Raw genomic sequence first — 22171 nt, forward strand, 5'->3', positions numbered from 1 at the left:
TCTGTGGTGATCCAACGCCGCCGAACAACTCCTGCTTGCCTACCCGCTGTTTATTATTCAATTCAGGAATCTGCTATGGCCCTGCTCCACTTACGATCTCTGTTCCCTACTGTCTGTCTCCTGGCTGTGATGATGACGTCAGCATCATTGGTAACAGCAGAAGAACCACACTGGAATCAGTTCCGTGGCCCACACGCCGATGGCACATCGCAGGCAACCGGATTGCCAACCACCTGGAGTGAGAAAGAAAATATCGTCTGGAAAACTCCGGTGCACGGGCGATCCTGGTCCTCTCCTGTGGTCTGGAAGGACCAGGTATGGGTCACCACTTCAACCAAGGATGGTAAAGAGCTGGGTGTCGTTTGCGTCGATTTCAAGACCGGAAAGATTCTGCATGACAAGAAAATTTTTGATGTCGAAAAGCCCCAGTATATTGATCCCAGTAATTCACACGCCTCGAGTACACCGATCATTGAAGATGGTCGGATCTATGTGCATTACGGCGCGTATGGTACAGCGTGTCTGGATACGAAGACCGCGAAAGTTTTATGGGAAAGACGCGATTATCCCTGCAATCACTGGCGGGGCGCTGGTTCGTCACCCATCATTTATCAGAACCTGCTGATCCTGCAATATGATGGTTACGACTACCAGTACATTGTCGCGTTGAACAAAGAGACGGGAAAAGAAGTCTGGAAAAAAGACCGGGACATTGAGTACGGTACAAAGAATGGCGACTCCAAAAAAGCATTTGCCACTCCTCGTGTGATTGAATATGAAGGACGCGTGCAGCTGATCAGCCCTGCAGCGAAAGCAACCATCTCCTACAACCCGCTGACAGGAGATGAATACTGGAAGTTTTATTACCCGCAGCATTCCGCTGCCAATCGTCCGTTGTTTGATGGGGAGAAGATTTATGTCGGCACCGGGTTCGGTAAAGCCCATCTGTATGCAGTCAACCCGGGTGGCAACGGAAACGTGACGGACTCGCATGTGAAGTGGATCGAACAGAAAGGCATCCCTTCCAAGCCTTCACAACTACTGATTGACGGTCTGTTGTTCATGATCGATGACAAGGGAATCGCGACCTGCCTGGATGCAGAGACAGGAGATGAGGTCTGGAAAGAACGCATGGACCGCAGTTCGTTTTCCGCGTCTCCCATTTATGCAGACGGTAAGATCTACGCACCGGATCGCGAAGGCGTGACGCGGGTATTCATCCCCGGGAAAGAATACAAGGAACTGGCCGCCAATAAGCTGGACGAAGGCTGTGTCGCTTCACTGGCTGTGGCAGGCAAGTCGCTGATTCTGCGAACTGAGCATTTCCTGTATCGAATCGAAGATCAGTCAGCACAGTAGTAAGATTCAACCATCGGCGGCGGTAACAGCGAATTCGAGCCGGACTGCGGTTTCTTTTCCCACCGAGATTTTCCCGGTGAAGAAGTAAGCGCCGCCGAGCTTTTCGGTCAGCGTCACCTGGATGTCGATCGTTTCTCCCGGCTTGACCATGCGGCGGAACTTGGTGTTGTTCAAGCGGGTCGCGACAGGCACTTTACCCGCTTCAGGTGCATCCGTTTTCGCAATGAAGACGGCAGCGGCCTGCATCGCAGCTTCACACAAAATCACCCCCGGCAGAACCGGATGATCGGGATAGTGTCCCTGGAAGATATCGATTTCAGGCGCGACAAACTTGCGGGCATGGATGCTGTTTGCTTCGAGCGCGACGACTTCATCGAGCCACAAGAATGGTTCGCGGTGAGGAATACAGGCTTTGATATCATCCAGATTCACGAGAACATTCCGTTTCGTATTTGTTTAAAGTCAGATTCAGCGAGAATTAAATGCGGGCGGCAGCGGGAGTCAGATATTTATCGACATCGTTACTGACGATCACGCCGTAATTCACAGCCCCCAGCCAGCCAGACATGATAATCCCCACTGAACCGGCGTGATACAGGCCTTCGATCTGCTCGGGCAGTTCCTTGCTGACTTTGAGTCCTTCAAACTTGGTGCCAAACGAAGCCCCCTGGAGATGCTGCGTATACCGCTGGAATGTACGCGGCGTGGATGCTTCCAGATGATCCACGCGGTCACGGACATTGGGTACATACTGTTCGAGACAGTCAAGCGTGGTTTCGATCAGATGCTTCTTGTCGGCTTCGTACTGTGCTTCCGGGAGGTCGGCCCAGTCACTGAAGTTCGCGTTGGTGGAAGAGACGATCAAAGAACGATCGCTGCCGGGACGCGTTTCCGGATAGTAGAATGAAAACGTACGACTGCTGACTTCTTTACTGAGCATCGCCTTGATATCGAAGCCGTTATGCTCGGAATGGAACAGCAGGTCACCGCAGAAATTGAGCTCATCACCCGGTTTGAGGGCGATATAAACCTGGGTGCTGCTGTTATTCAGTCGCACGGCTTTGGTCTCTTCGATGAATTCGGGATCGAAGTGTTCTTCGCCGACCAGATTGAGAATTGTACCCTTGATGTTCGAATTCGACATGATCGCTTTGCAGCCGATTCGTTTTCCATTAACCACAACACCGGTCACACGTCGATCAGGAGTAATTTCGATTTTTTCTACCTGTGATCGAATTCGCACATCAACGCCGTTCTTTTCCATTTCGGCTTTGATGAGTTTTACGAGACGGTCTGTACCACCACGGAAGGTGTAGACGCCTTTCTGCATGAAGTTGGAAAACACGATTCCATAAGTGATCGCGGGATCTTCCAGCGTGGATCCGTTGGCATAGGAAATCGGCTCCATCAGCAGGCGGACGACATCGTCGCGACCAGGGAAGAATTCTTCGAAGAGTTCACGGGTTGTTTTACCCTGATCATCGAAGAAATTCATCTTGCGGGCGGTATCGAAAAAGTTTTTGACAGTTTCAGGTTCAATGCCGAACTTTTCAATCAGCAGCTGCGTGAAATCTTCTCGGGTAAATGTCGTTTCGAGTGAGAACTGCGGATTTTCGAAACGGACACCACGCAGAGGCACAATGGAATCGGCGATTTCCTGGGTCCAGTATTTTCGACAGCTCTTGAGCATTCCATACGGAAAGCCATGCAGAGAAATATCAAAGATATGACCATTCTGGCGTTTGAACCAGGTAGCCATTCCGCCCAACTGGTAATGATGTTCGAGGAGCAGTACAGAATATCCCTGGCGGGCGAGGATGTTGGCAGAGGTCATGCCTGCCAGACCACTGCCGATCACAATGACATCATATTCGTCTTGAGTGTCTTTCAGAAAATCTTTGGCCATAATATTTCAGCGTCGAATTGAGTGTAGCAGAGAAAAAAGGGGACAGCGACAGTTCACTGTGCCTGCATGAATGGCAAGTTTTTGCATCTCCTGTTTATCGAAAAACAGGGGCTTTGTCTACTAAACCGCAGTAAATCAGGATGCTGTGACAAAAGTGTGACAATTCGTCTGCAACGAATGCCAATAACCGTGTCTTTTTGCCATACTATGAAGCAAGGGTACAGCAGCATCACAGCCTGGCCTGTTTACCTGGTGTTCAGTAAATGCAGGTTCGCAATACTGATTCCAGAGAGCATTGAACCAATGATTCCCAGAAACCCCTGATCCGTACCGCAGAGGAAGAGATTATCAAAGGGAGTCGTGCCATCCAGGATTTTCTGTGGGGCTCCGTAAACACACCCATTAATGTGCCCGGTGAATTTTTTGATGGTTCGCGGAGTAAAGGTATCAACGTCGATCACATGCGAACGGAAGTCAGGAATAAATCGCATTGAGGATTCCAGGATCTGATCGTACCAGTACTTTTTGGCTTCGATATATTTTTCTTCCGGAAGATTCATCCAGTAACTCGGATTCGCCAACGCGGTAATACGGATCGAACCCTCTTCCAGCGGTTGATCGTATTCAAAATTATTGGGTGAGCAGATAATTCCGCTGCGAACATCGACCGGATTTTTTGACTGTTCGTAGTAAAAGTCTTCAGAATCGTTATAGAACACGATCGTCTCGTTGTGGCCGAACTCTGCCGGTTGCTGATCGAGAACAGAAATGGTTTCAACAAATGAAATTTCCCCGGGCGTAAATCGATCATCCACAGGAATCTCTGCCCCGCACATTTGCAGCGTTTCTGCCGATCCCGCCGAAGACAGCACGTTTTTTGCCTCAAGGACCTGCCCATCGTCGAGTACCACGCCTGAAACGTGCTTGCCATCAGTGACAAGCTGCTGTACTCCTGCTCGTAATTTAAGTTCGCCTCCCAGCGATTTGAATTTTTTCACCAGGTTTTTCAGAATCAACCGCACACCTTTGTAGGGACGGGCAAAGCCTTCCTGATAGATGCTGCGGAACATGATCACGAACTGATTGAAATCCATGTCATGCTCTGACGGGCTGCCATAAAACATCAGCGGGCAGAGCAGCATGTTGATTAACAGTGGATCAGAGATATGTTCTGCCATCCGGGCCCGGGCGGAAATCCAGGTCTGTCCCAAATCGCCAATGTTATGGGTGTCGATCTCAGCAACGAGACGGCGAAAGCCGTCAACCTGACTCGGAAACTGCGTTGCAATTTCAGCTTCGAAGTATGCGAACTCGTTATTGAACCGCAGAGTGTGTCCGGGAAAAACGACCGACGAACCGAACTGGGGACTGAGATCAAAGTCTTCCCAGCTGAAACGGAGCTGCCTGAGAATCTTATTCAGCGGTCCGCGTTTCCCGCCGGGAGGCGAGTAATTAGTTACCGCATGCAGGCCGACATCATGATTACGGCCGCGCAGTCGATAAAAGGAATTCAGGCCACCAATCGTAGTGTGCCTCTCCAGAATGCAGACCTGCTTCCCATAATAAGCCAGCCGGATTCCAGCGGCCAGCCCAGACAGGCCGGCACCGATAATGATTGAATCGTAGGTCATGGCGGAGGGATATTACGGGATTCAGACGGTGCTTTCCGCATCCTTCAAGAGTGGTGTCAGGTAGGTGACAGTGCTGTCCATTGTTACCAGTTCACCATAGTCTTCTTCGGGAATCTGTACACGATAGAGTTTGCGTAACTCCATGACGATATCCAGAAAATCCATACTGTCCAGTTCCATCTGTTCCCGGAAAGGAACGCTATCGTCCAGATCCGATAGATCTTCATCGGGAGCAATACGAGACAAGATATCCAAGATTACCGATCTGATTTGTTCCGGCGCCATGCAGAAACTCCAAACTTTCTAAAAATCCAATAACGTCAATTTCGTGCAGCGAAGCTCACAAATATCACGGGAAAACCCGGTAGGGGAAGCCCCTTATAACAAACCAAGAACCTGCCCGCTAGAAGCCGGGTCCGAAAAACCCGCCCCTCAAGAGGAATACTATAACCCGATCTAATATTGGATTTAAACCGACTCAGGCCCGGATAAAGCAGAGTTTTTCAGAAAATCCATTTGTAATCGTCATTTACGATGGGTGAACACTGTTTCTTAAGCAGAAGATCCTACGGCCGTTATAGCGCGATGGATTGTCGTTGAACAGTCTATTCAGGCAGAATATTTTTTAACGATCAGAACCGAATTGATTCCCAGCATTCCGAACGAGTTATTCAAAATACATTCCACACCTTCCATCTGGCGTGGTGTATTGTGAACCAGTTGAGGCAATTTGCATTCCGGATCCAGTTCATCCAGATTCAGTGTGGCATGGGCAATCCCGTCTTCGAATGCGGGTAGATTTCCCAACATTTCCAGCGCGCCGGCAGCTCCCATCGCATGTCCGATAAAACTCTTGGTATTGTTGATTGCCAGATTGGGACAATCGCCAAATACACTGGCAAGCGCCTTAGCTTCTTCGATATCTCCCTGGTGCGTTGCCGTGGCGTGGCTGCTGACAATATCAATATCTTCAGGCTTTAAACCAGCCCGTTTGAGTGCCAGATGAATGCACTCTGCCTGTCGAGTGGCATTGGGGAGCACAAAATCACTGGCATCGGAATTCATCGCGTAACCGATAATTTCGCCGTAAATTGTGGCGCCGCGGGCCAATGCATCAGGCAGACGCTCTAACATACAGACGGCGCCGCCTTCTGCAACAACGATCCCGTTCCGCTTGACATCAAAGGGGCGACAGGCTTTGGTGGGATCCTCATGGACAGCCAGAGCTCCCTGGCTCTGGAAGCTGGCGAAAATCCCAAATGTGTGAATACTCTCAGAAACCCCGCCACATAAGGCCATATCGACCTCATTCAACCGCAGCATCTGTACGCCTTGGATGAATCCGGCATTCCCTGCAGCACAGGCAGCACCCAACGTCAGATGCGGACCGGTTATCTTCAGATTGAGAGTCACTTCACCGGCTGGATTATTTGCGACGGTCCGCGGGTTGTGATGATGCGACCAGACTTTGGTATCATAATCGAACTGAGAAATTTCGTAGACTTCATTTTCAGTCTCAACATTCCCATGTTCGGTAATTCCCAGATAAACGCCGACCCGGTCACGGGCTACATTTTCCCAGTCCAGACCAGACTGATTGACTGCTTCATTCGCACAGTACACAGCAATAGAGCCGGCACGCGTTCCGCGGCGGACTTCTTTTCGTTTCTGGTAGCGTAATTCATCAAAATTACAGACGCCGGCGAGTACATCTCCCATATAGCGGATGTTGTAGTCCACAACTCCCGAACGACCTGCCAGTAGACTCTGACGAAATTCATCCAGATTATTGCCATTCGGAGCGGTTAAACCGATCCCTGTAATGACAATTCTGCTTTGATCATCCATTGATGCCTGCATGGATTTATACCACTCTGATCGATTTATTAATGCAACGAAGGTTCATAAGCCACTCGGCCGCAGCGGCCGGTAGTAGAATTGATAAATATTAACCCAAGGAGATTACCCGTTCTACTGTAAACTCGCAAGTGGCGCAGCAATTCAGATTTGCGATTCGTAATAGAATCAACGACAGTTCTGGTAACATTTCTGTATAGTGAAACATGAGAAGATTACTCTTCATAAAACAGAGACTCATTCAAAATGATCGTTTTAGAACCAGACGCCATAAGCCCACACCTCTGGCAGACTTACAGACGTCTTTCCGATCTAATTCAGGAACGAGTTCCAAAAAAAGATTTTCTCGCCGTCCGATTTTAATCTGGGCGTACGAATATCAGTATGGAACTGTCATTGGAAACACAATTTGAAACATAGTCATCACCATGAATCAGATCCCACATGAACAATTTGTTTCCCTGCTGGCTCGGCATCACAGCCTGATTCGAGGCTTTATTGGAACCTTACTGCCTCATCAAAATGATGCGGACGATGTGTTTCAGCAAACCTGCCTGGTACTGTGGAGAAAATGGGATTCATTCGACGAAACACAGAGTTTTTCCTCCTGGGCCTGCGGGATCGCCTTTTATGAAGTGAAAAACTTTCAACGGGTCCAGAGCCGGGATCGTCACTATTTTTCTGACGAAATCCTCTCGCTCATCGCAGCACAACAGTCAACGGCATTGCCCGAAGCTGAACACAGACAACGAATTTTGCAGCACTGTATTCAGAAACTGGATGCTGAAAGCCGCAAACTCATCCAAGACTGCTATCACGGCGACCTCAGCATTAAAGAAGTAGCAGAACAGACGGGACGTTCCTGTGATGCACTCTATAAAAAACTCTCGCGTTTACGCTTAAGGATCATGGACTGCATGCAACAGACACACCACTCCGCGGAGATGGGATCATGAACCAGAAACCCACACCTGACAACCAGACAATTCTCTTGATTGACGCCTTCCTGCAGGGCACGATCAGCGATGAGCAACAGGCAGAACTGGAACAGCTGCTTACCTCTGATCCTGAACAGCGTCAGCTGTATATCGACTACATGCAGGTGCATAACGGCCTCTCCACCTGGGCAAACGAAACAACAGAACCTGCAGATTGGATTCCTCACTCTGTATCAGAAGCTCATCCATCCCGTCTGAGATCCCCCCGTTTTCTACTGATGCTGTTCTCTTCACTGATCGCTGCATCGCTCCTGCTCTCACTGGCTTACTATGTCGGGTGGAATACTCGACCAAATTCTTCGCCTGTGATTGCAGAATCACCAATTGATCAACCAGCCGACGAAACCTCTCAACCCCAGACGGACCATATTGCCCTGCTAACACAAGCAGTCGGCGTCGAATGGGATACCAACCGTAATCTGCAGGCCGGTGCCGGCCTTTCTGCCGGCTGGCTGAAACTGAAACAGGGTACGATTCAGGTTGAACTGATCAGTGGTGCTTCGATTCTCATCGAAGGCCCGGCTGCGGTAAATCTCATCTCACCACTTAAAGCATTCTGCCAATTTGGAAAAGTACGCGCCTCTGTCCCCGAACAGGCACACGGCTTCACGATGGAAACTTCCAAGTTGAACGTCGTCGATCTGGGAACAGAATTTACCCTCTCACTGGATCAGTCCGGCAGTGGTCAGGTTCAAGTCATCGACGGCAAGGTAGAACTTCATTCGACTGACAGTCAGACAACACCAGCAAACATTCAAAGTTTAACCACCGGCGAAGGTGTGCAGTTCGATCAGCAAGGCACGGTTGATCTTCTCAAAGAAGCCATCCTGCCTTTAATCAACCCGGAAGAACTGTCACAACTGGTTGAACAGCAGCAGGCACGGCAGTTCCAGCGCTGGCAGAAACAGAATGCCACTCTGAAGACCGATCCTTCGATCATCGCCTATTACGATTTTGAAGAGACATCCAACTGGCTGCGTACGCTCAATAACAAAAGCCGGCAAAAACCTTCATCGTCTACCAATGGAGCCATCGTCGGCTGTCAGTGGACTTCGGGACGCTGGCCACAAAAACGCGGTCTGGAATTTAAACGGACCAGCGACCGGGTACGAACTCACATTCCCGGAGAATACCAGTCGCTGACCTTCATGGCCTGGGTCCGCATTGAAGGCTTCGATCGCTGGCTCAGTTCATTAATGCTGACGGACGGATACAATCCCGGCAACCCACACTGGCAGCTCAGCGACAAAGGCGAAATGATCCTGGGAGTCAAAACCGGCCCCGGCAAGAACTACTTCTCTCCCGTCGTGCTGCAGCCTACTGATTTGGGACGCTGGATCTTTCTGGTGACCGTTTATGACCACCAGAAACGGGAAGTCGTACATTACCTGGATGGCGTGGCAGTCAGTCATCACACAATTGATACCCCGATCCCTCTGGTGATTGGCCCTGCGGAAATCGGCAACTGGCGACCGCAAGAACATACGGACACACATTCCATCCGTAGCTTAAACGGACGTCTGGATGAATTCGCTTTGTTCGGTCGCGCGTTATCTCCTGACGAAATATTGCAGTTGTACCAGTCGGGAAAACCGAATTCCTGATTGATTTCTCTCACCAATTGTTGTGACATAGTATTATTAATATTCGACAATCATCCCCTGAAAACTCACCAGCTCAAAATTCATAACAACGAGGCATTGATGCGAAATATTCTTATCGCGCTCATCATCATACCCGGAATTATTATCACCGGTTTGCTCCCGGCCGCCGAAAAGAAAACCGAGCTGCCAGCCGACCATGCCAGACGCATGCAGCAGGGACTGGACCTCTTCAAAAAAGAAGTCCGCCCCCTGCTTGTTGCCAAATGTCTGAAATGTCATGGAGGAAAATCGGTGAAGGGTGACTTTGATCTCTCCAGCCGTAAGAAGCTGCTTGAAAGCGGCATGATCGATAAAACGTCGAAAGACAGCTATCTGCTGGCGCTGGTCGAACACCGTGAAGAACCCTATATGCCTCTCAAGGAACCGAAACTCTCCGCAAAAGAAATTGCCAGCCTGACGAAGTGGATCGATCTGGGTGCCCCTTTCGACAAACCACTGGCGACATCGGAAACGGCAGAGGAAGGAGCCATGCAGGTCACCAGTGACGACCGCAAATTCTGGTCGTTTCAGCCACTGCATCAACCTGCTGTTCCGCAGGTGAAACAAAATGAGTGGGCTCACAATGACATCGACCAGTTCATTCTCGCGGAACAACAGAAAAAAGGGCTGACTCCCAATGACGAAGTCAGTAAACGCGTCTATATCCGCCGTGCTTATTTCGACCTGATCGGCCTGCCCCCCACACCGGCTGAGATCGACGAATTCCTGGCAGACCAGTCCCCCGATGCCTACGATAAATTGATCGACCGCCTGCTGGACAGCCCGCATTACGGCGAACGCTGGGCCCGTCACTGGCTCGACATCGCCCGCTTCGCAGAGAGTCATGGCTTCGAGCACGATTACGACCGCAACTATGCTTACCACTATCGTGATTTTGTCATCAAAGCCTTAAACCAGGACATGCCTTACGATCAATTCGTGAAATGGCAGTTGGCCGGTGATGAACTTGAACCAGACAATCCGCTGGCGCTCATGGCGACCGGCTTTCTGGGCGCGGGCGTCTTCCCAACCCAGATTACCGCCAACGAAGTCGAACGCACACGCTATGATGCACTGGACGATATGCTCAACACAACCAGCCTGGCCATGTTGGGTTTGAGTGTCGGCTGTGCGCGCTGCCATGATCATAAATTCGACCCCATACCCAGTAATGATTATTATCGGATGCTTTCTACATTTACGACGACCGTGCGAACGGAAATCGAACTTGATCTGGATCCTGAAAAATACAAAAAAGAAAAAGCAGACTTCGATCGGGCGCACGCACCGCTGGTGAAAACTTTGCAGAAATATGAAACATCATCCGTCGATCCTGCCTTCGAGAAATGGCTTCATTCAGGCAAAGCCGCAACGGTTCCCCTTGAGGAATGGATTGTCCCCGAAGTCATCGGCCATACCTCGAAAGGCAAAGCCCGCTTTGAAAAACTGGACGATGGTTCCGTCCTCGTCAGCGGTCCGAATATCAATCAGGACAATTACACATTCACATTACGCACCAGCGTGAATCCCATTCGATCCATTCGCCTGGAAGCTCTCTCCCATCGATCTCTACCTAAACAGGGACCGGGTCGTGCGGTCAACGGAAACTTCTCTCTGACCACTTTCAAAGTCAAAGCCAAATCCATTGAGGATAAAAAAGCAGCCGCGAAAGATCTTAAACTGACGAACGCGCGCGCGACGCATGAACAAAATCAGACTACGCTTTCTGCCGCCAGTGCTATCGACGGTCAATATGGATCAGGCTGGGCCGTCGACCTGGGGGGCATCGGCAAAGACCAGGCGATCACCTTTGATCTGGATCCCCCCCTGGAACAGGCAGGGGAAACCGAACTGACCATCAGTATGTCCTTCACAAACAATGTGAATCACAGCATCGGTCGCCCCCGATTTTCGGTCAGCAGCACCACAGCCTCTGCAGTGAAAACCGGTGGTGGAAGTCCCGAAGCCCTTTCACAGGCCCTGCAACTCGTTCAGGAAGGAAAACCGGAATCCCTGTCTGCTGCTCAGAAAGAAATTTTGCAACGTCAGTTTGAACAGCTGGACTCTCAGTGGGTTGCTCTGAAAGAAAAAGTCGAAGCACATCTGAAAACCGAGCCACAACCGGCTCTAACCAAAGTCATGATCTGCAGTGAAGGTCCGGAGATCAAACCGGTTCGGCATCATACTCAAGGTAAAGACTTCTTCGAAGAAACCTTCTATCTCACGCGAGGAGACACGGATCAGAAAGGCAAAGTCGCCAACCAGGGATTTCTGCAAGTCCTGATGCGTACCCCAAAAAAAGAAGAGTCCTGGATCGAAGCGCCTCCCGAATCGGCTTCCACATCCTACCGCCGTACATCGCTGGCAAACTGGATGACCGATACACAACAGGGCGCAGGTGCTCTACTGGCACGCGTGATGGCCAATCGACTCTGGCAACACCATATCGGCACGGGAATCGTCGCCACCCCCAACGACTTTGGCCTGCAGGGAGAACGCCCCACTCATCCTGAGCTGCTCGAATATCTGGCAAATCAGCTCATCAAATATAACTGGCAGTTAAAACCACTGCATAAAGAAATCATGCTGAGTGCCACTTATCGTCAGTCAACGGGTTTCGATCAGGACAACGCAAAACGTGATCCGGAGAATCAACTCTACTGGCGGCGTTCTCCCCAACGACTGGAAGGGGAAGTCATCCGCGATGCAATTCTCTATCTCGGTGATCAACTGGACCCGACCATGTATGGCCCCGGATCCCTGCAGCAGGATAACCAGCGCCGCAGCATCTATTTCAAAATCAAACGCAGCCAGCTGATCCCGATGATGCAGCTGTTTGATGCCCCCGAAGCACTGGTCAGTATCGGACAGCGTTCCAGCACCACGATTGCACCGCAAGCCTTACTGTTTATGAACGCTGATTTCATCAGAAAAAGTGCTGGTTCATTTGCAGCACGTCTTTTGAAAGAACATCCGGAGTCCCTCGAAACAAACATTCAGAATGCCTACCAGATCGCCTTGGGTCGAAATCCAACAGACAACGAAACTGCTATTTCTCTCGCATTCATTCGACAGCATCAGACCTCCTATCAGGCAGAGAAAAAACAGAACGCCACATTGTTGGCATTAACTGATTTCACGCACGCGTTACTCAGCACCAACGAATTTATCTACCCGAATTAAAATTGAGAAGCACACAACGACATAAGAAACCGTTTTTAAAACGTATTTCATATTGAGAGGTTTTCAGATGAAACCATCATCCAGCGAATTACCGACGATCTCACTGAACCAGTTACTGGCACGACGACAGTTACTCAAGCGCGCGGGCAGCGGTCTGGGGACGCTCGGGTTGCTCAGTCTCCTCCAGCAAGAGGGTGTCCTGGAACAGTCCGCAGCGGCCCCTTCGATTCAGGCCACCAATCCCCTGGCTCCCAAGCCAACACACTTCCCGGCCAAAGCCAAAGCAGTGATCTGGCTGTTTATCAACGGTGGTCCCAGTCAGGTCGACACCTGGGATTATAAACCCGAACTGGAAAAACGAGACGGGGTGGCGTTGGAAGGCTTCGACAACAAAACCGGCTTCTTCCAGAATTCGGTCGGCCCGTTGATGAAGAGTCCCTTCAAATTCAAACAATATGGTGAATCCGGAAAATGGGTTTCCGAAATTTTCCCGAATATGGCACAACACGTCGACAAGATGGCCTTCATTCACTCAGGCCATACAGAATCGAACAATCACAGTCCGGCCCTGTTTATGATGAACAGCGGCCTGCCTAAAATGGGATATCCCTGTGTCGGTTCCTGGGTGACCTATGGACTCGGTTCTGAAAGCAACAGCCTGCCGGCATTTGTTGTGATGTCCGACCCACTGGGACGTGGCCTGCCTAAAGGACAGAGTCTGAACTGGGGTGCCGGCTTTCTGCCCAGCGTCTATCAGGGAACGTATTTGCGTCCTACAGGTGAGCCGATAGATAACTTGCAGCCTCCCGCTGTCCTCACCGAAAAAGGGCGACAACGTTCTCAGTTGGATCTGCTGAAATCGCTCAATCGCCAGCATCTGCAGCAGAATGATAGTGACCAGGAACTGGCAGCACGCATTGAAAGCTTCGAACTGGCTTATCGAATGCAGAGCGCCGCCCCTGAAGCCCTTGATATCGCCCAGGAACCTAAACATCTCCAGGAACAGTATGGTATTGGCAATAAGAAGTGCGAGCATTTTGCCAAACAGTGCCTGATCGCGAGACGTATGGTCGAACGGGGCACCCGCTTCGTACAGATCTACTCAGGCGGTATGGAGAACCAGCGCAGCTGGGATGGCCACTCGGATATCAAAGGCAACCATAGTGGCTTCGCTGAAGAGACCGACCAGCCGATTGCCGCATTACTGGCTGACCTGGAAGCGCGGGGCCTGCTCAACGAAACTTTGGTGATCTGGGGTGGTGAATTCGGACGGCTGCCGATCGCCCAGAAAGGCGCCACTCCGGGACGCGATCACAATCCGCACGCTTTCACCACCTGGCTGGCAGGTGGCGGTGTCAAAGCGGGAACCAGCTACGGTGCCACGGATGAAATCGGCTTCAAAGCAGCAGAAAATAAAGTACATGTAAATGATCTGCACGCGACCATCCTCAGACTGCTGGGCATGGATCATGAAAAACTGACTTATCTCTACAGCGGACGGCGATTCCGGCTGACAGATGTAGGCGGTCATGTGATCAACGAGATCATAGCGTAAGACTATTTCTTCACAAAAATCATTCAACATTAAGACATCGATTCGGTCGCCTTAAATTTTTTACGATACTCGGAAGGAGAAATGCCCATCAGGTTCACGAACTGCTTGGTGAAATAACTCTGATCATAAAAGCCTGACTCCAGCGCGATTTCCGACACCCGTTTTTCGGTTCGCGTCAACGACTGACACGCGGCGTTGATTCTCACACGCAAGATATATTTCTGGGGGGTGATCTGATACAGCTTTTTGAATTTTCGATCAAACTGGCTCACAGAGAGATACATCAGATCCGCCAGATGGGAGATCTGAATCCGTTCCTGATAATGCTCGAGAACATACGCGATGACTTTATCCAGTTCCTGATATGACTGAAACTCAGTGCCGGCCACTTTAATATCACGCAGAACCCCTGCGACACCAATGACTTTTCCACCATCGCCAAACAGAGGAATTTTACTGCACAGATACCATTTGAGATTTCCGTGACGATCCGGAATCAACCAGACCTGATTGGGCAGCGGACTGGCGGACTCCATCACGCGTTGATCTTCAGCAACATACTGTTCTGCGAGGTCTTTGGGATGAATGTCAAAATCAGTCTTACCGATGATATCCTCTTCGCGGGGAATCGCGCGGACGTCCATCCAGGTGTGACTGATGTTGATAAATCGCCCCTGGGCGTCCTTCGCGAAAAAGTAGGCGTCGGGAATGTAATTAAACAACTCTTCCAGATGGAGCTTATTATCCAGCCGTTTCAAAAAGTCATCACGGAATTTCTGAGAATCAAACATGCGTAAATAATACAAATTTATGCGTGTTTTCTACAAGACGACATTGATCTGAGCGTCTACGATATGCGAAAATAAACGAATCAGCGTTTTTTTAAGTGAATCCAGGAATTCGTCTATTTTCAATTTCGAAATTGAACCACATTTCAGAGTTGATTTTCGAAGATTCGACTCTGTGTTGAAATCCATATGATTGGGGTGCATTATGCTGAAGTTTACCGGTCGAGGCACAGCACATACCTGCAGCGGCGTGACACGCAGAGATTTTCTGCAGGTCGGAACGCTGGGTGCCATGGGACTCTCTCTGCCCCAATATCTCGAAGCGAAAGAGAAAGGCCTGGTGGATAAAAAGAACGACAATCGTTCTGCTATCATGATCTTCAACCTGGGCGCCCCCAGTCAGCTAGACACCTTCGATATGAAACCGGATGCCCCGGCAGAAATTCGCGGGCCCTTTAAACCAATCAATACCGCTTCTCCCGACATCGACATCTCTGAAATCCTGCCAATGCATGCGAAGGTCGCCGACAAGTTCTCGTTGGTGCGTTCCTGCTATCATACAGCAGCCGCCGTGCACGATGCCGGCTGGCAGATGATGCAGACCGGGCGCCTGTTTACCGGTGGTATCAATACCCCCCACATTGGTTCGGTCGTTGATTATCTTCGCGGTCGCAAAACCGATCTGCCCGCGAATGTTGTCCTCCCCGAAACCATGGGACGTGGAGGCGGAAATCTTCCGAACGGACAGGCGGGTGGCTTCCTGGGGAAAGCCCACGATCCATTCGCGTTGATGGCCGATCCTTCCAAACCGAATTTCAGAGTTCCCGATATGCTGCCTCCCAAAGAAATTGGCACAGCCCGTCTGGAACGACGCAAAAAAATACGCGAAGTCGTTGACGACACCATCAATTACTTCGAATCTACGGAAGACGCGAAACTCCTGAACGGGAATTTCCACTCCGCATACAGACTGATGACCAGTAAAGAAGCCCGCGAAGCCTTCGATCTTTCGAAAGAACCCAAAAAAGTCCGCGAGCGATATGGCATGAACCGCTTCGGACAATGCTGTCTCCTATCGCGACGACTGGTCGAAGCCGGAGTACGATTTGTTACCATTAATACCTTCCTGACTGTCTTCAATGAAATTACCTGGGATATCCACGGTTCCAAACCCTTCACCTCGATTGAAGGCATGAAAAACATTGTAGCCCCCATGTATGACCAGGCTTACAGCGCCCTGATTGAAGACTTGTATGATCGAGGCATGCTCGATGAAACTCTGGTCTGCAATGTGGCGGAATTCGGAAGGACTCCAAAAGTTAATCCCGCAGGAGGCCGGGATCACTGGCCTCAATGTTTCACCTGTTACTTTGCCGGCGGTGGGGTTCAGGGGGGACGCGTGGTCGGCAGCAGTGACCCCATTGGCGGTGTACCCGCTGATCAGCCTGTTTCCCCCGGCGATCTCGCAGCGACCGTATATCACAGCCTGGGATTTGATTTGCATACGGTTCTGCCCGGTCCTTCCGGACGTCCCTTCCCGATTGTCGATGTGGGTAATCATGAAATCCGTGAGCTGTTTTAAGGCAATCCTGAGTCAGCGGATCATTAACGCTGATGATACATAGATTACGCAATTTTACGAATCGTACATCGAAGATGACGACACTGTCGTCTGCTTTCATGACGCGCGGTACATCCCCCGACTCCTCACGCGACTTCCACTTAATTTTCATAAAGAGAAGTGCTCGATGTCTTACTCAAAACGATTAACCCGATTTAGTATTCTGATCTGCCTGGCGATCTCTTTCGGATTTACCCCCGTTCTGACGCCCCTTTCAGCAGCAGAAACAAGCAATCGAATTGTACTCCTGCCCCAACAGATTCAGCTCAACAGCAGGGAAGCACGACACGGACTGTTAATTCAGCAAATTAACAATGGTGAAATATCCGGGCCTGTCACAGACAAAGTAAAACTGAGTTCCAGTAATCCGAAAGTCGTAAAAATCAGCGAAACCACACTGGTCCCGGTTGGCAATGGTACTGCTGTCATCACAGCACGTTCCGGCGATCAGGAAGCCCAAAGCACGGTCACGGTCACCGGTATTGAAGTACCCCATAAGTGGAGTTTTCGCAATGACGTGCAACCGATTTTAACGAAAGCAGGTTGTAATTCGGGCCCCTGTCACGGTGCACTTGCCGGTAAAGGGGGATTCCGCCTCTCACTCAAAGCTTACGACGTCTTCGGCGATTATTACACAATCGCCAAACAGTCGCGGGGCAGACGCATTGAACTCTCCGATCCGGCACGCAGTCTGTTTCTGATCAAACCAACCGGCGCCGTTCCCCATAAAGGAGGTGTGCGTTTTGAAACAGATTCCCCCGAATACCGCATTCTGTCAGAATGGATCGCACAGGGAGCGGCAGCACCGGAGAAGATCAACCCTGTGATTGAACGGCTGGAAGTCTTACCGGTACGATCCGTTCTTACGAAAGGACAGACACAACATATTCTTGTCCAGGCGCACTACTCAGACCATTCAGTCCGTGATGTCACCCGCTGGACCAGCTTTTCGTCTGTCAATGAAAGTGTGGCTTCAGTCGATGCAGCAGGTACTATCACAGTCACCGGGTACGGCGAAGGGGCGATCGTCTGTAATTATTCCAGCAAAATCGCCATTTCAAAAATCACCTCTCCCTATCCGCAGGAGATTATCCCTGAAATCTATGCGAAATCGCCGAAAAATAATTTTATCGATGAACTGGTCATCAAACAGTTAAAACGTCTGAACCTGCCTCCTTCGCCACAGTCAAATGACGCTGACTTCATCCGCCGTGCCTATATTGACACCATCGGGATGCTACCCACCCCTGCGGAAGTTCAGGCATTTGTCAAAGATCAGAATCAGGACAAACGAAACCAGCTGATCGACCGTCTGCTGGACCGTCCGGAGTTTATCGACTATTGGACTTACAAATGGTCTGATCTACTGCTGGTAAATGGCGCCCTTATCAGACCAGAGCCTGTGAAAGCCTATCATGGCTGGATTCGTGAGCATGTCACACAGAATACTCCCTGGGATGAGATAGTGCGGGAACTGATCACCTCACAGGGCAGCAGTATTGAAAATGGCGCCACCAACTTTTATGCCATCCATCAGGATCCGGAATCGATGACGGAAAATGTCAGCCAGGCATTTCTGGGGCTGTCGATTGGCTGCGCCAAATGCCATAATCACCCGCTCGAAAAATGGACCAACAACCAGTACTACGCGATGGCGAACTTCTTCTCCCGCGTTCGCGCCAAAGGCTGGGGCGGTGCACAAAGTGCCGGTAATGGAATTCGTACCCTGTTTGTTGCCACCGAAGGAGACCTGGTTCAACCGTTAACAGGAAAACCACAACCGCCGACCCCACTGGATGGCACGGCAATCGACATCAACTCTCCTGAAGACCGCCGCGTCTATCTGGCCAACTGGCTGACATCGAAAGACAATCACTTTTTCAGCCGCGCGATCACAAATCGTGTCTGGGCAAACTACTTCGGTGTAGGACTGGTAGAAGCAGTCGATGACATGCGGGAATCCAATCCAGCCAGCAATGAAGAACTGCTGGTTGCCGCCTCCGAATACCTGGTCGACCATGATTTCGATCTGAAAGCGTTGATGAAAGTCATTCTTCAATCCGCCGCGTATCAGCGAAGCAGCCAGCCATTGCCTGAGAATAAGGCTGAGAAACGCTTTTATTCCCGCTACTATCCCCGCCGCATGATGGCGGAAGTCCTGCTGGATGCGATTTCCCAAGTGACCGATGTCCCCTCAGAATTCACGATGTATTACGAACCGAACCCTCAGAAAACCGACTTCTACCCCAAGGGAACCAAAGCAATTCAGCTGTATGATTCCTCGGTCATTTCGTATTTCCTGAAAACGTTTGGTCGCAATGAGAGGATGATTACCTGCGAATGTGAACGGACGGAAGAACCGACGATGGTCCAGGTCCTGCACATCTCCAACGGGGACACGATCAACAACAAACTCAAAGACAAAGCCAGCCGCGTCACCAAAATGCTGGAGGCGAAAAAATCAGACAAAGAACTGATTGCAGAAATTTACCTGCTCTGTCTCTCCCGCCAGCCAACTGCAGAAGAAGAAACCAAGTTGTTGAAAATACTCCAGGAAACCCCGCCTGCGGAAAAACGACTGGCTGTTGAAGATCTGTTCTGGGGCGTTCTCAGCAGCCGCGAGTTTCTGTTCAACCATTAATTTGCTTGCTGCAATTATTCTGATACCAATCGAGATCTTTATCTACTAGCGCTGACCTGAGGTCCCTGATGACAAACTTACCTGCAAAACTGATGCTGTGCTGTTCACTCTGCCTGCTGGCCAGTCTGCCCGATTCGCTGCCGGCTGCAGAGAAGCAGATCGATTACCCGAAACAGATCGCTCCCCTGTTTCGCAAATATTGTGAAGGCTGCCACAGCGCGGATGATCCGGAAGGAAAATTCGCGATCGACTCTTATCAGGGTTTACTCAAAGGGGGCAAACATGGTCTGGCAGTTTTACCCGGCGACAGCGGCAGCAGCCGACTGATCCGCATGATCAAAGGCGAAGCCAAACCGGTGATGCCGCCGGAAGACAGTGGCGAAAAACTGACCGACGCAGAAATTGCCCTGCTGGTCGAGTGGGTCAACCAGGGAGCCAAAGGCCCCTCAGACAAAGAACCCGCCCGTATGGAACTAACGGTGCCCGACATTGCGCCTGCCAAATCCATAAAAAAGCCGGTTGCATCACTGGCCTGGTCTCCGGAAACCAATCAGATCGCCATCGCCCGCTTTGAAGAAGTCAAGCTCCTCTCACCTGATCTGAAAACAGTCATTCAGTCATGGAAGACACTACCTGGCAAAGTAAACTCTGTCCGTTTCAGTCCAGACGGCAAGTGGCTGATTACATCTTCAGGAACAACCGGTTTATTTGGCCAGGCTGCCATCTGGGATGTGGAATCAGGAAAGAAACTGCATGAGTTCGTGGGGCACAAGGATGTGCTGTATGCGGCTGCGATCAGTCCCGACAAGAAATGGCTGGCGACTGGCAGTTATGATCAGAACATCATTCTCTGGGATATCGCGACCGGTAAACAGATCCGATCGCTGACCGGACATAACGGCGCCATATTTGATCTGGCTTTCAGTCCCGACAGTACCACACTGGCCAGTGCCTCGGCTGACGCCACGGTGAAAGTCTGGCAGGTCTCTACAGGCAAACGTCTGGATACGCTCAGCCAGCCCCTCAAGGAACAGTACTCCGTTACATTCAGCCCGGATGGCAATTTCATCCTTGCTGCGGGAGCCGACAACCGGATTCGCAAATGGCGTTTTGTCTCCCGGACTTCTACAAAAATCAATCCGTTAATTTACGCCCGCTTCGCTCATGAAAATCCTGTGACACAGATCGCCTTTTCCCCTGACGGCAAACTGCTGGCATCCATTTCCGATGACCAGTCGCTGAAAATCTGGGATGCCAGTCAGTTGATTTTATTGAATGTGCAGGAAAACCTGCCTGCCCTACCGACCTCAGTTGTCTTCTCTGCTGATTCCAAAGAGACTCTGGTTGGTTACAGTAATGGGTTGATTGAGAAAATTGAACTACCACCGCAGCTTTCTCCCGCGCGTGAAACTCAGAACTCAGTCGCCGCAACCAGAAAAGCGGCAGTGCCAGCAGCTCCGGTATCAAAAACAGTGTCGCTTCAGGAGCAGGAACCTAATAATCAGCCGATCGATGCAACACAGCTGAAAGCGTCTGCGATTGTAGTCAGTGGTGTCATCTCGTCAGACAAACCAGAACAGCCCGACATAGACCTGTATCGTTTCGAATCCAAGGCGGGTCAGGAATGGCTCATCGAAACGAATGCCGCTCGCAAAAAATCCAAACTCGATTCCAAAATCGAAGTGCTCGATGCGGAAGGCAAGCAGATCCCCCGGGTTCTGCTGCGAGCCGTCCGCGATTCCTATTTTACCTTCCGCGGTAAAGATTCGAACATCGTCAATGATTTCCGCATTCAGAACTGGCAGGAAATGGAGTTGAACGAATATCTGTACTGTAACGGTGAAGTCGTCAAACTCTGGCTCTACCCGCGTGGTCCCGATTCCGGATTCAACGTCTATCCAGGCAGTGGCGGAAAACGCTATACCTACTTTGGAACCAGCCCCATCACTCACGCGCTGCATGAGCCCTGCTATATTGTAGAACCGCATCCCGTGGGTTCGGATTTGCCCCCCAATGGTCTTCCCGTCTTCACCATTTTTTATGAAAACAATGATGACGGCAGACGCGGACTGGGGGACGATTCACGTTTGATCTTCCAAGCGCCTCAGGACGGCGTGTATTATGTGCGTGTCTCAGATGTCCGCGGATTTCAGGGCAAAGACTTCCATTACGATCTGACGGTTCGTCCCCGCCAGCCTGATTTCAAAGTGACTTTGAAAGGGGCCAACCCCAAGATCAATGCCGGCAGTGGAAAAGAGATCGAAGTCGTCGCTGATCGCATTGATGGCTTTAATGGACCGATTCGTGTTGATATTGCCGATGTACCTGCAGGCTTTCATGTCACCAGCCCGATTATCATCCAGGCCGGTCACGATCGGGCTTACGGCGTATTATCAGCAGACCCAGTACCGGAAACTTCTGGTCCACTTGTTGCACCGCAGCCCAACGACAGTCGCTATCAAACTGTTTCAGTCACCGCGACTGCAAAAATTGGTGGCAAAGAAGTCACTCACCCGGTAAATCCACTGGGACAGATCAAACTACTCGAAAAACCAAAACTGATTATCCGTATGGTGACGATGGATACCGACAAACTGGATGTTGCCGGCGACAATATAGCCGAAATTCCTGCGAAGCCCATTGAACTGACCATCCATCCTGGCGAAACAATTTCAGCCCGGGTTCTGCTGCTGCGAAATGGTTATCAGGGAGTCGTCGGTTTTGGGCGTGAGTATGCAGGCCGCAATCTGCCCCACGGCGTCTATGTGGACAACATCGGTTTAAATGGACTGTTGCTGCTGGACAATCAGAATGAACGGACTTTCTATCTGACGGCTGCCAAGTGGGTCCCTGAAACGACACGTTTGTTCCATCTTCGAGCCGCCCAGGAAGGCAACCAGACTTCAATTCCAGTGCTCCTGCATGTAAAACACAAAGATAAACTGGCTGCCAGTTCGAACTAAGACACCCGCAGGGAGAGTCAAGTGAA

At 50.6% G+C, this 22171-nt stretch carries 14 protein-coding genes; 8 read left to right on the forward strand and 6 right to left on the reverse strand.

Annotated elements, in window-relative coordinates:
- Positions 1 to 75 precede the first annotated feature (75 nt).
- Positions 76 to 1359, forward strand: a complete 1284-nt coding sequence (locus tag Pan161_RS18975; RefSeq protein WP_145229797.1) for an outer membrane protein assembly factor BamB family protein — start codon at positions 76 to 78, stop codon at positions 1357 to 1359.
- Between the two features lie 6 nt (positions 1360 to 1365).
- Here Pan161_RS18975 and Pan161_RS18980 read toward each other — a convergent pair whose 3' ends face one another.
- The 5 genes from Pan161_RS18980 to Pan161_RS19000 all read right to left on the reverse strand — a co-directional run bounded on the left by Pan161_RS18980 (position 1366) and on the right by Pan161_RS19000 (position 6744).
- Positions 1366 to 1791, reverse strand: a complete 426-nt coding sequence (locus tag Pan161_RS18980) for a 3-hydroxyacyl-ACP dehydratase FabZ family protein (protein WP_145229799.1) — start codon at positions 1789 to 1791, stop codon at positions 1366 to 1368.
- 46 nt (positions 1792 to 1837) lie between these two features.
- Positions 1838 to 3265, reverse strand: coding sequence for a phytoene desaturase family protein (locus tag Pan161_RS18985; RefSeq protein WP_145229801.1), 1428 nt, complete (start codon positions 3263 to 3265; stop codon positions 1838 to 1840).
- 245 nt (positions 3266 to 3510) lie between these two features.
- Positions 3511 to 4896 carry a phytoene desaturase family protein gene (locus Pan161_RS18990; protein ID WP_145229803.1) on the reverse strand — a complete coding sequence of 462 codons (1386 nt, stop codon included), beginning with the start codon at positions 4894 to 4896 and terminating at the stop codon, positions 3511 to 3513.
- 21 nt (positions 4897 to 4917) lie between these two features.
- Positions 4918 to 5181: an acyl carrier protein gene (locus tag Pan161_RS18995; RefSeq protein WP_002646333.1), complete on the reverse strand. Its 264-nt coding sequence runs from the start codon at positions 5179 to 5181 to the stop codon at positions 4918 to 4920.
- Positions 5182 to 5505: 324 nt separating this feature from the next.
- A complete protein-coding gene (locus tag Pan161_RS19000) occupies positions 5506 to 6744 on the reverse strand; it encodes a beta-ketoacyl-[acyl-carrier-protein] synthase family protein (protein ID WP_232103311.1) in 1239 nt (412 codons plus the stop codon).
- Between the two features lie 437 nt (positions 6745 to 7181).
- Here Pan161_RS19000 and Pan161_RS19005 point away from each other — a divergent pair, with 437 nt between their 5' ends.
- From Pan161_RS19005 to Pan161_RS19020, 4 genes are all read left to right on the forward strand, one after another.
- Positions 7182 to 7709 (forward strand): sigma-70 family RNA polymerase sigma factor, encoded by a 528-nt coding sequence (locus Pan161_RS19005; protein WP_145229807.1) that lies wholly within the window; start codon positions 7182 to 7184, stop codon positions 7707 to 7709.
- Positions 7706 to 9355, forward strand: a complete 1650-nt coding sequence (locus Pan161_RS19010) for a LamG domain-containing protein (RefSeq protein WP_145229809.1) — start codon at positions 7706 to 7708, stop codon at positions 9353 to 9355. The genes Pan161_RS19005 and Pan161_RS19010 overlap by 4 nt, the downstream gene beginning before the upstream one ends.
- A 99-nt stretch (positions 9356 to 9454) precedes the next feature.
- Positions 9455 to 12577 (forward strand): DUF1549 and DUF1553 domain-containing protein, encoded by a 3123-nt coding sequence (locus Pan161_RS30645; protein ID WP_197995411.1) that lies wholly within the window; start codon positions 9455 to 9457, stop codon positions 12575 to 12577.
- Between the two features lie 67 nt (positions 12578 to 12644).
- The gene (locus tag Pan161_RS19020) at positions 12645 to 14132 is read left to right on the forward strand and encodes a DUF1501 domain-containing protein (RefSeq protein ID WP_145229810.1); all 1488 of its coding nucleotides are present in this window, start codon (positions 12645 to 12647) and stop codon (positions 14130 to 14132) included.
- A 29-nt stretch (positions 14133 to 14161) separates the two neighbouring features.
- Here the strand turns inward: Pan161_RS19020 and Pan161_RS19025 are convergent, their stop codons facing one another.
- Positions 14162 to 14923 carry an AraC family transcriptional regulator gene (locus Pan161_RS19025; RefSeq protein WP_145229812.1) on the reverse strand — a complete coding sequence of 254 codons (762 nt, stop codon included), beginning with the start codon at positions 14921 to 14923 and terminating at the stop codon, positions 14162 to 14164.
- 202 nt (positions 14924 to 15125) lie between these two features.
- On the opposite strand from Pan161_RS19025, the gene Pan161_RS19030 reads away from it, so the two are divergent.
- The 3 genes from Pan161_RS19030 (at position 15126) to Pan161_RS19040 (ending at position 22145) form a co-directional block, all read left to right on the forward strand.
- The gene (locus Pan161_RS19030; protein WP_145229814.1) at positions 15126 to 16502 is read left to right on the forward strand and encodes a DUF1501 domain-containing protein; all 1377 of its coding nucleotides are present in this window, start codon (positions 15126 to 15128) and stop codon (positions 16500 to 16502) included.
- A 166-nt stretch (positions 16503 to 16668) separates the two neighbouring features.
- The gene (locus Pan161_RS19035) at positions 16669 to 19182 is read left to right on the forward strand and encodes a DUF1549 domain-containing protein (protein WP_145229816.1); all 2514 of its coding nucleotides are present in this window, start codon (positions 16669 to 16671) and stop codon (positions 19180 to 19182) included.
- A 68-nt stretch (positions 19183 to 19250) separates the two neighbouring features.
- A complete protein-coding gene (locus Pan161_RS19040) occupies positions 19251 to 22145 on the forward strand; it encodes a c-type cytochrome domain-containing protein (protein WP_145229818.1) in 2895 nt (964 codons plus the stop codon).
- The last annotated feature ends 26 nt before the right edge of the window (positions 22146 to 22171 follow it).

It is taken from the genome of Gimesia algae (genome assembly GCF_007746795.1).
GTDB classification, from domain to species: domain Bacteria; phylum Planctomycetota; class Planctomycetia; order Planctomycetales; family Planctomycetaceae; genus Gimesia; species Gimesia algae.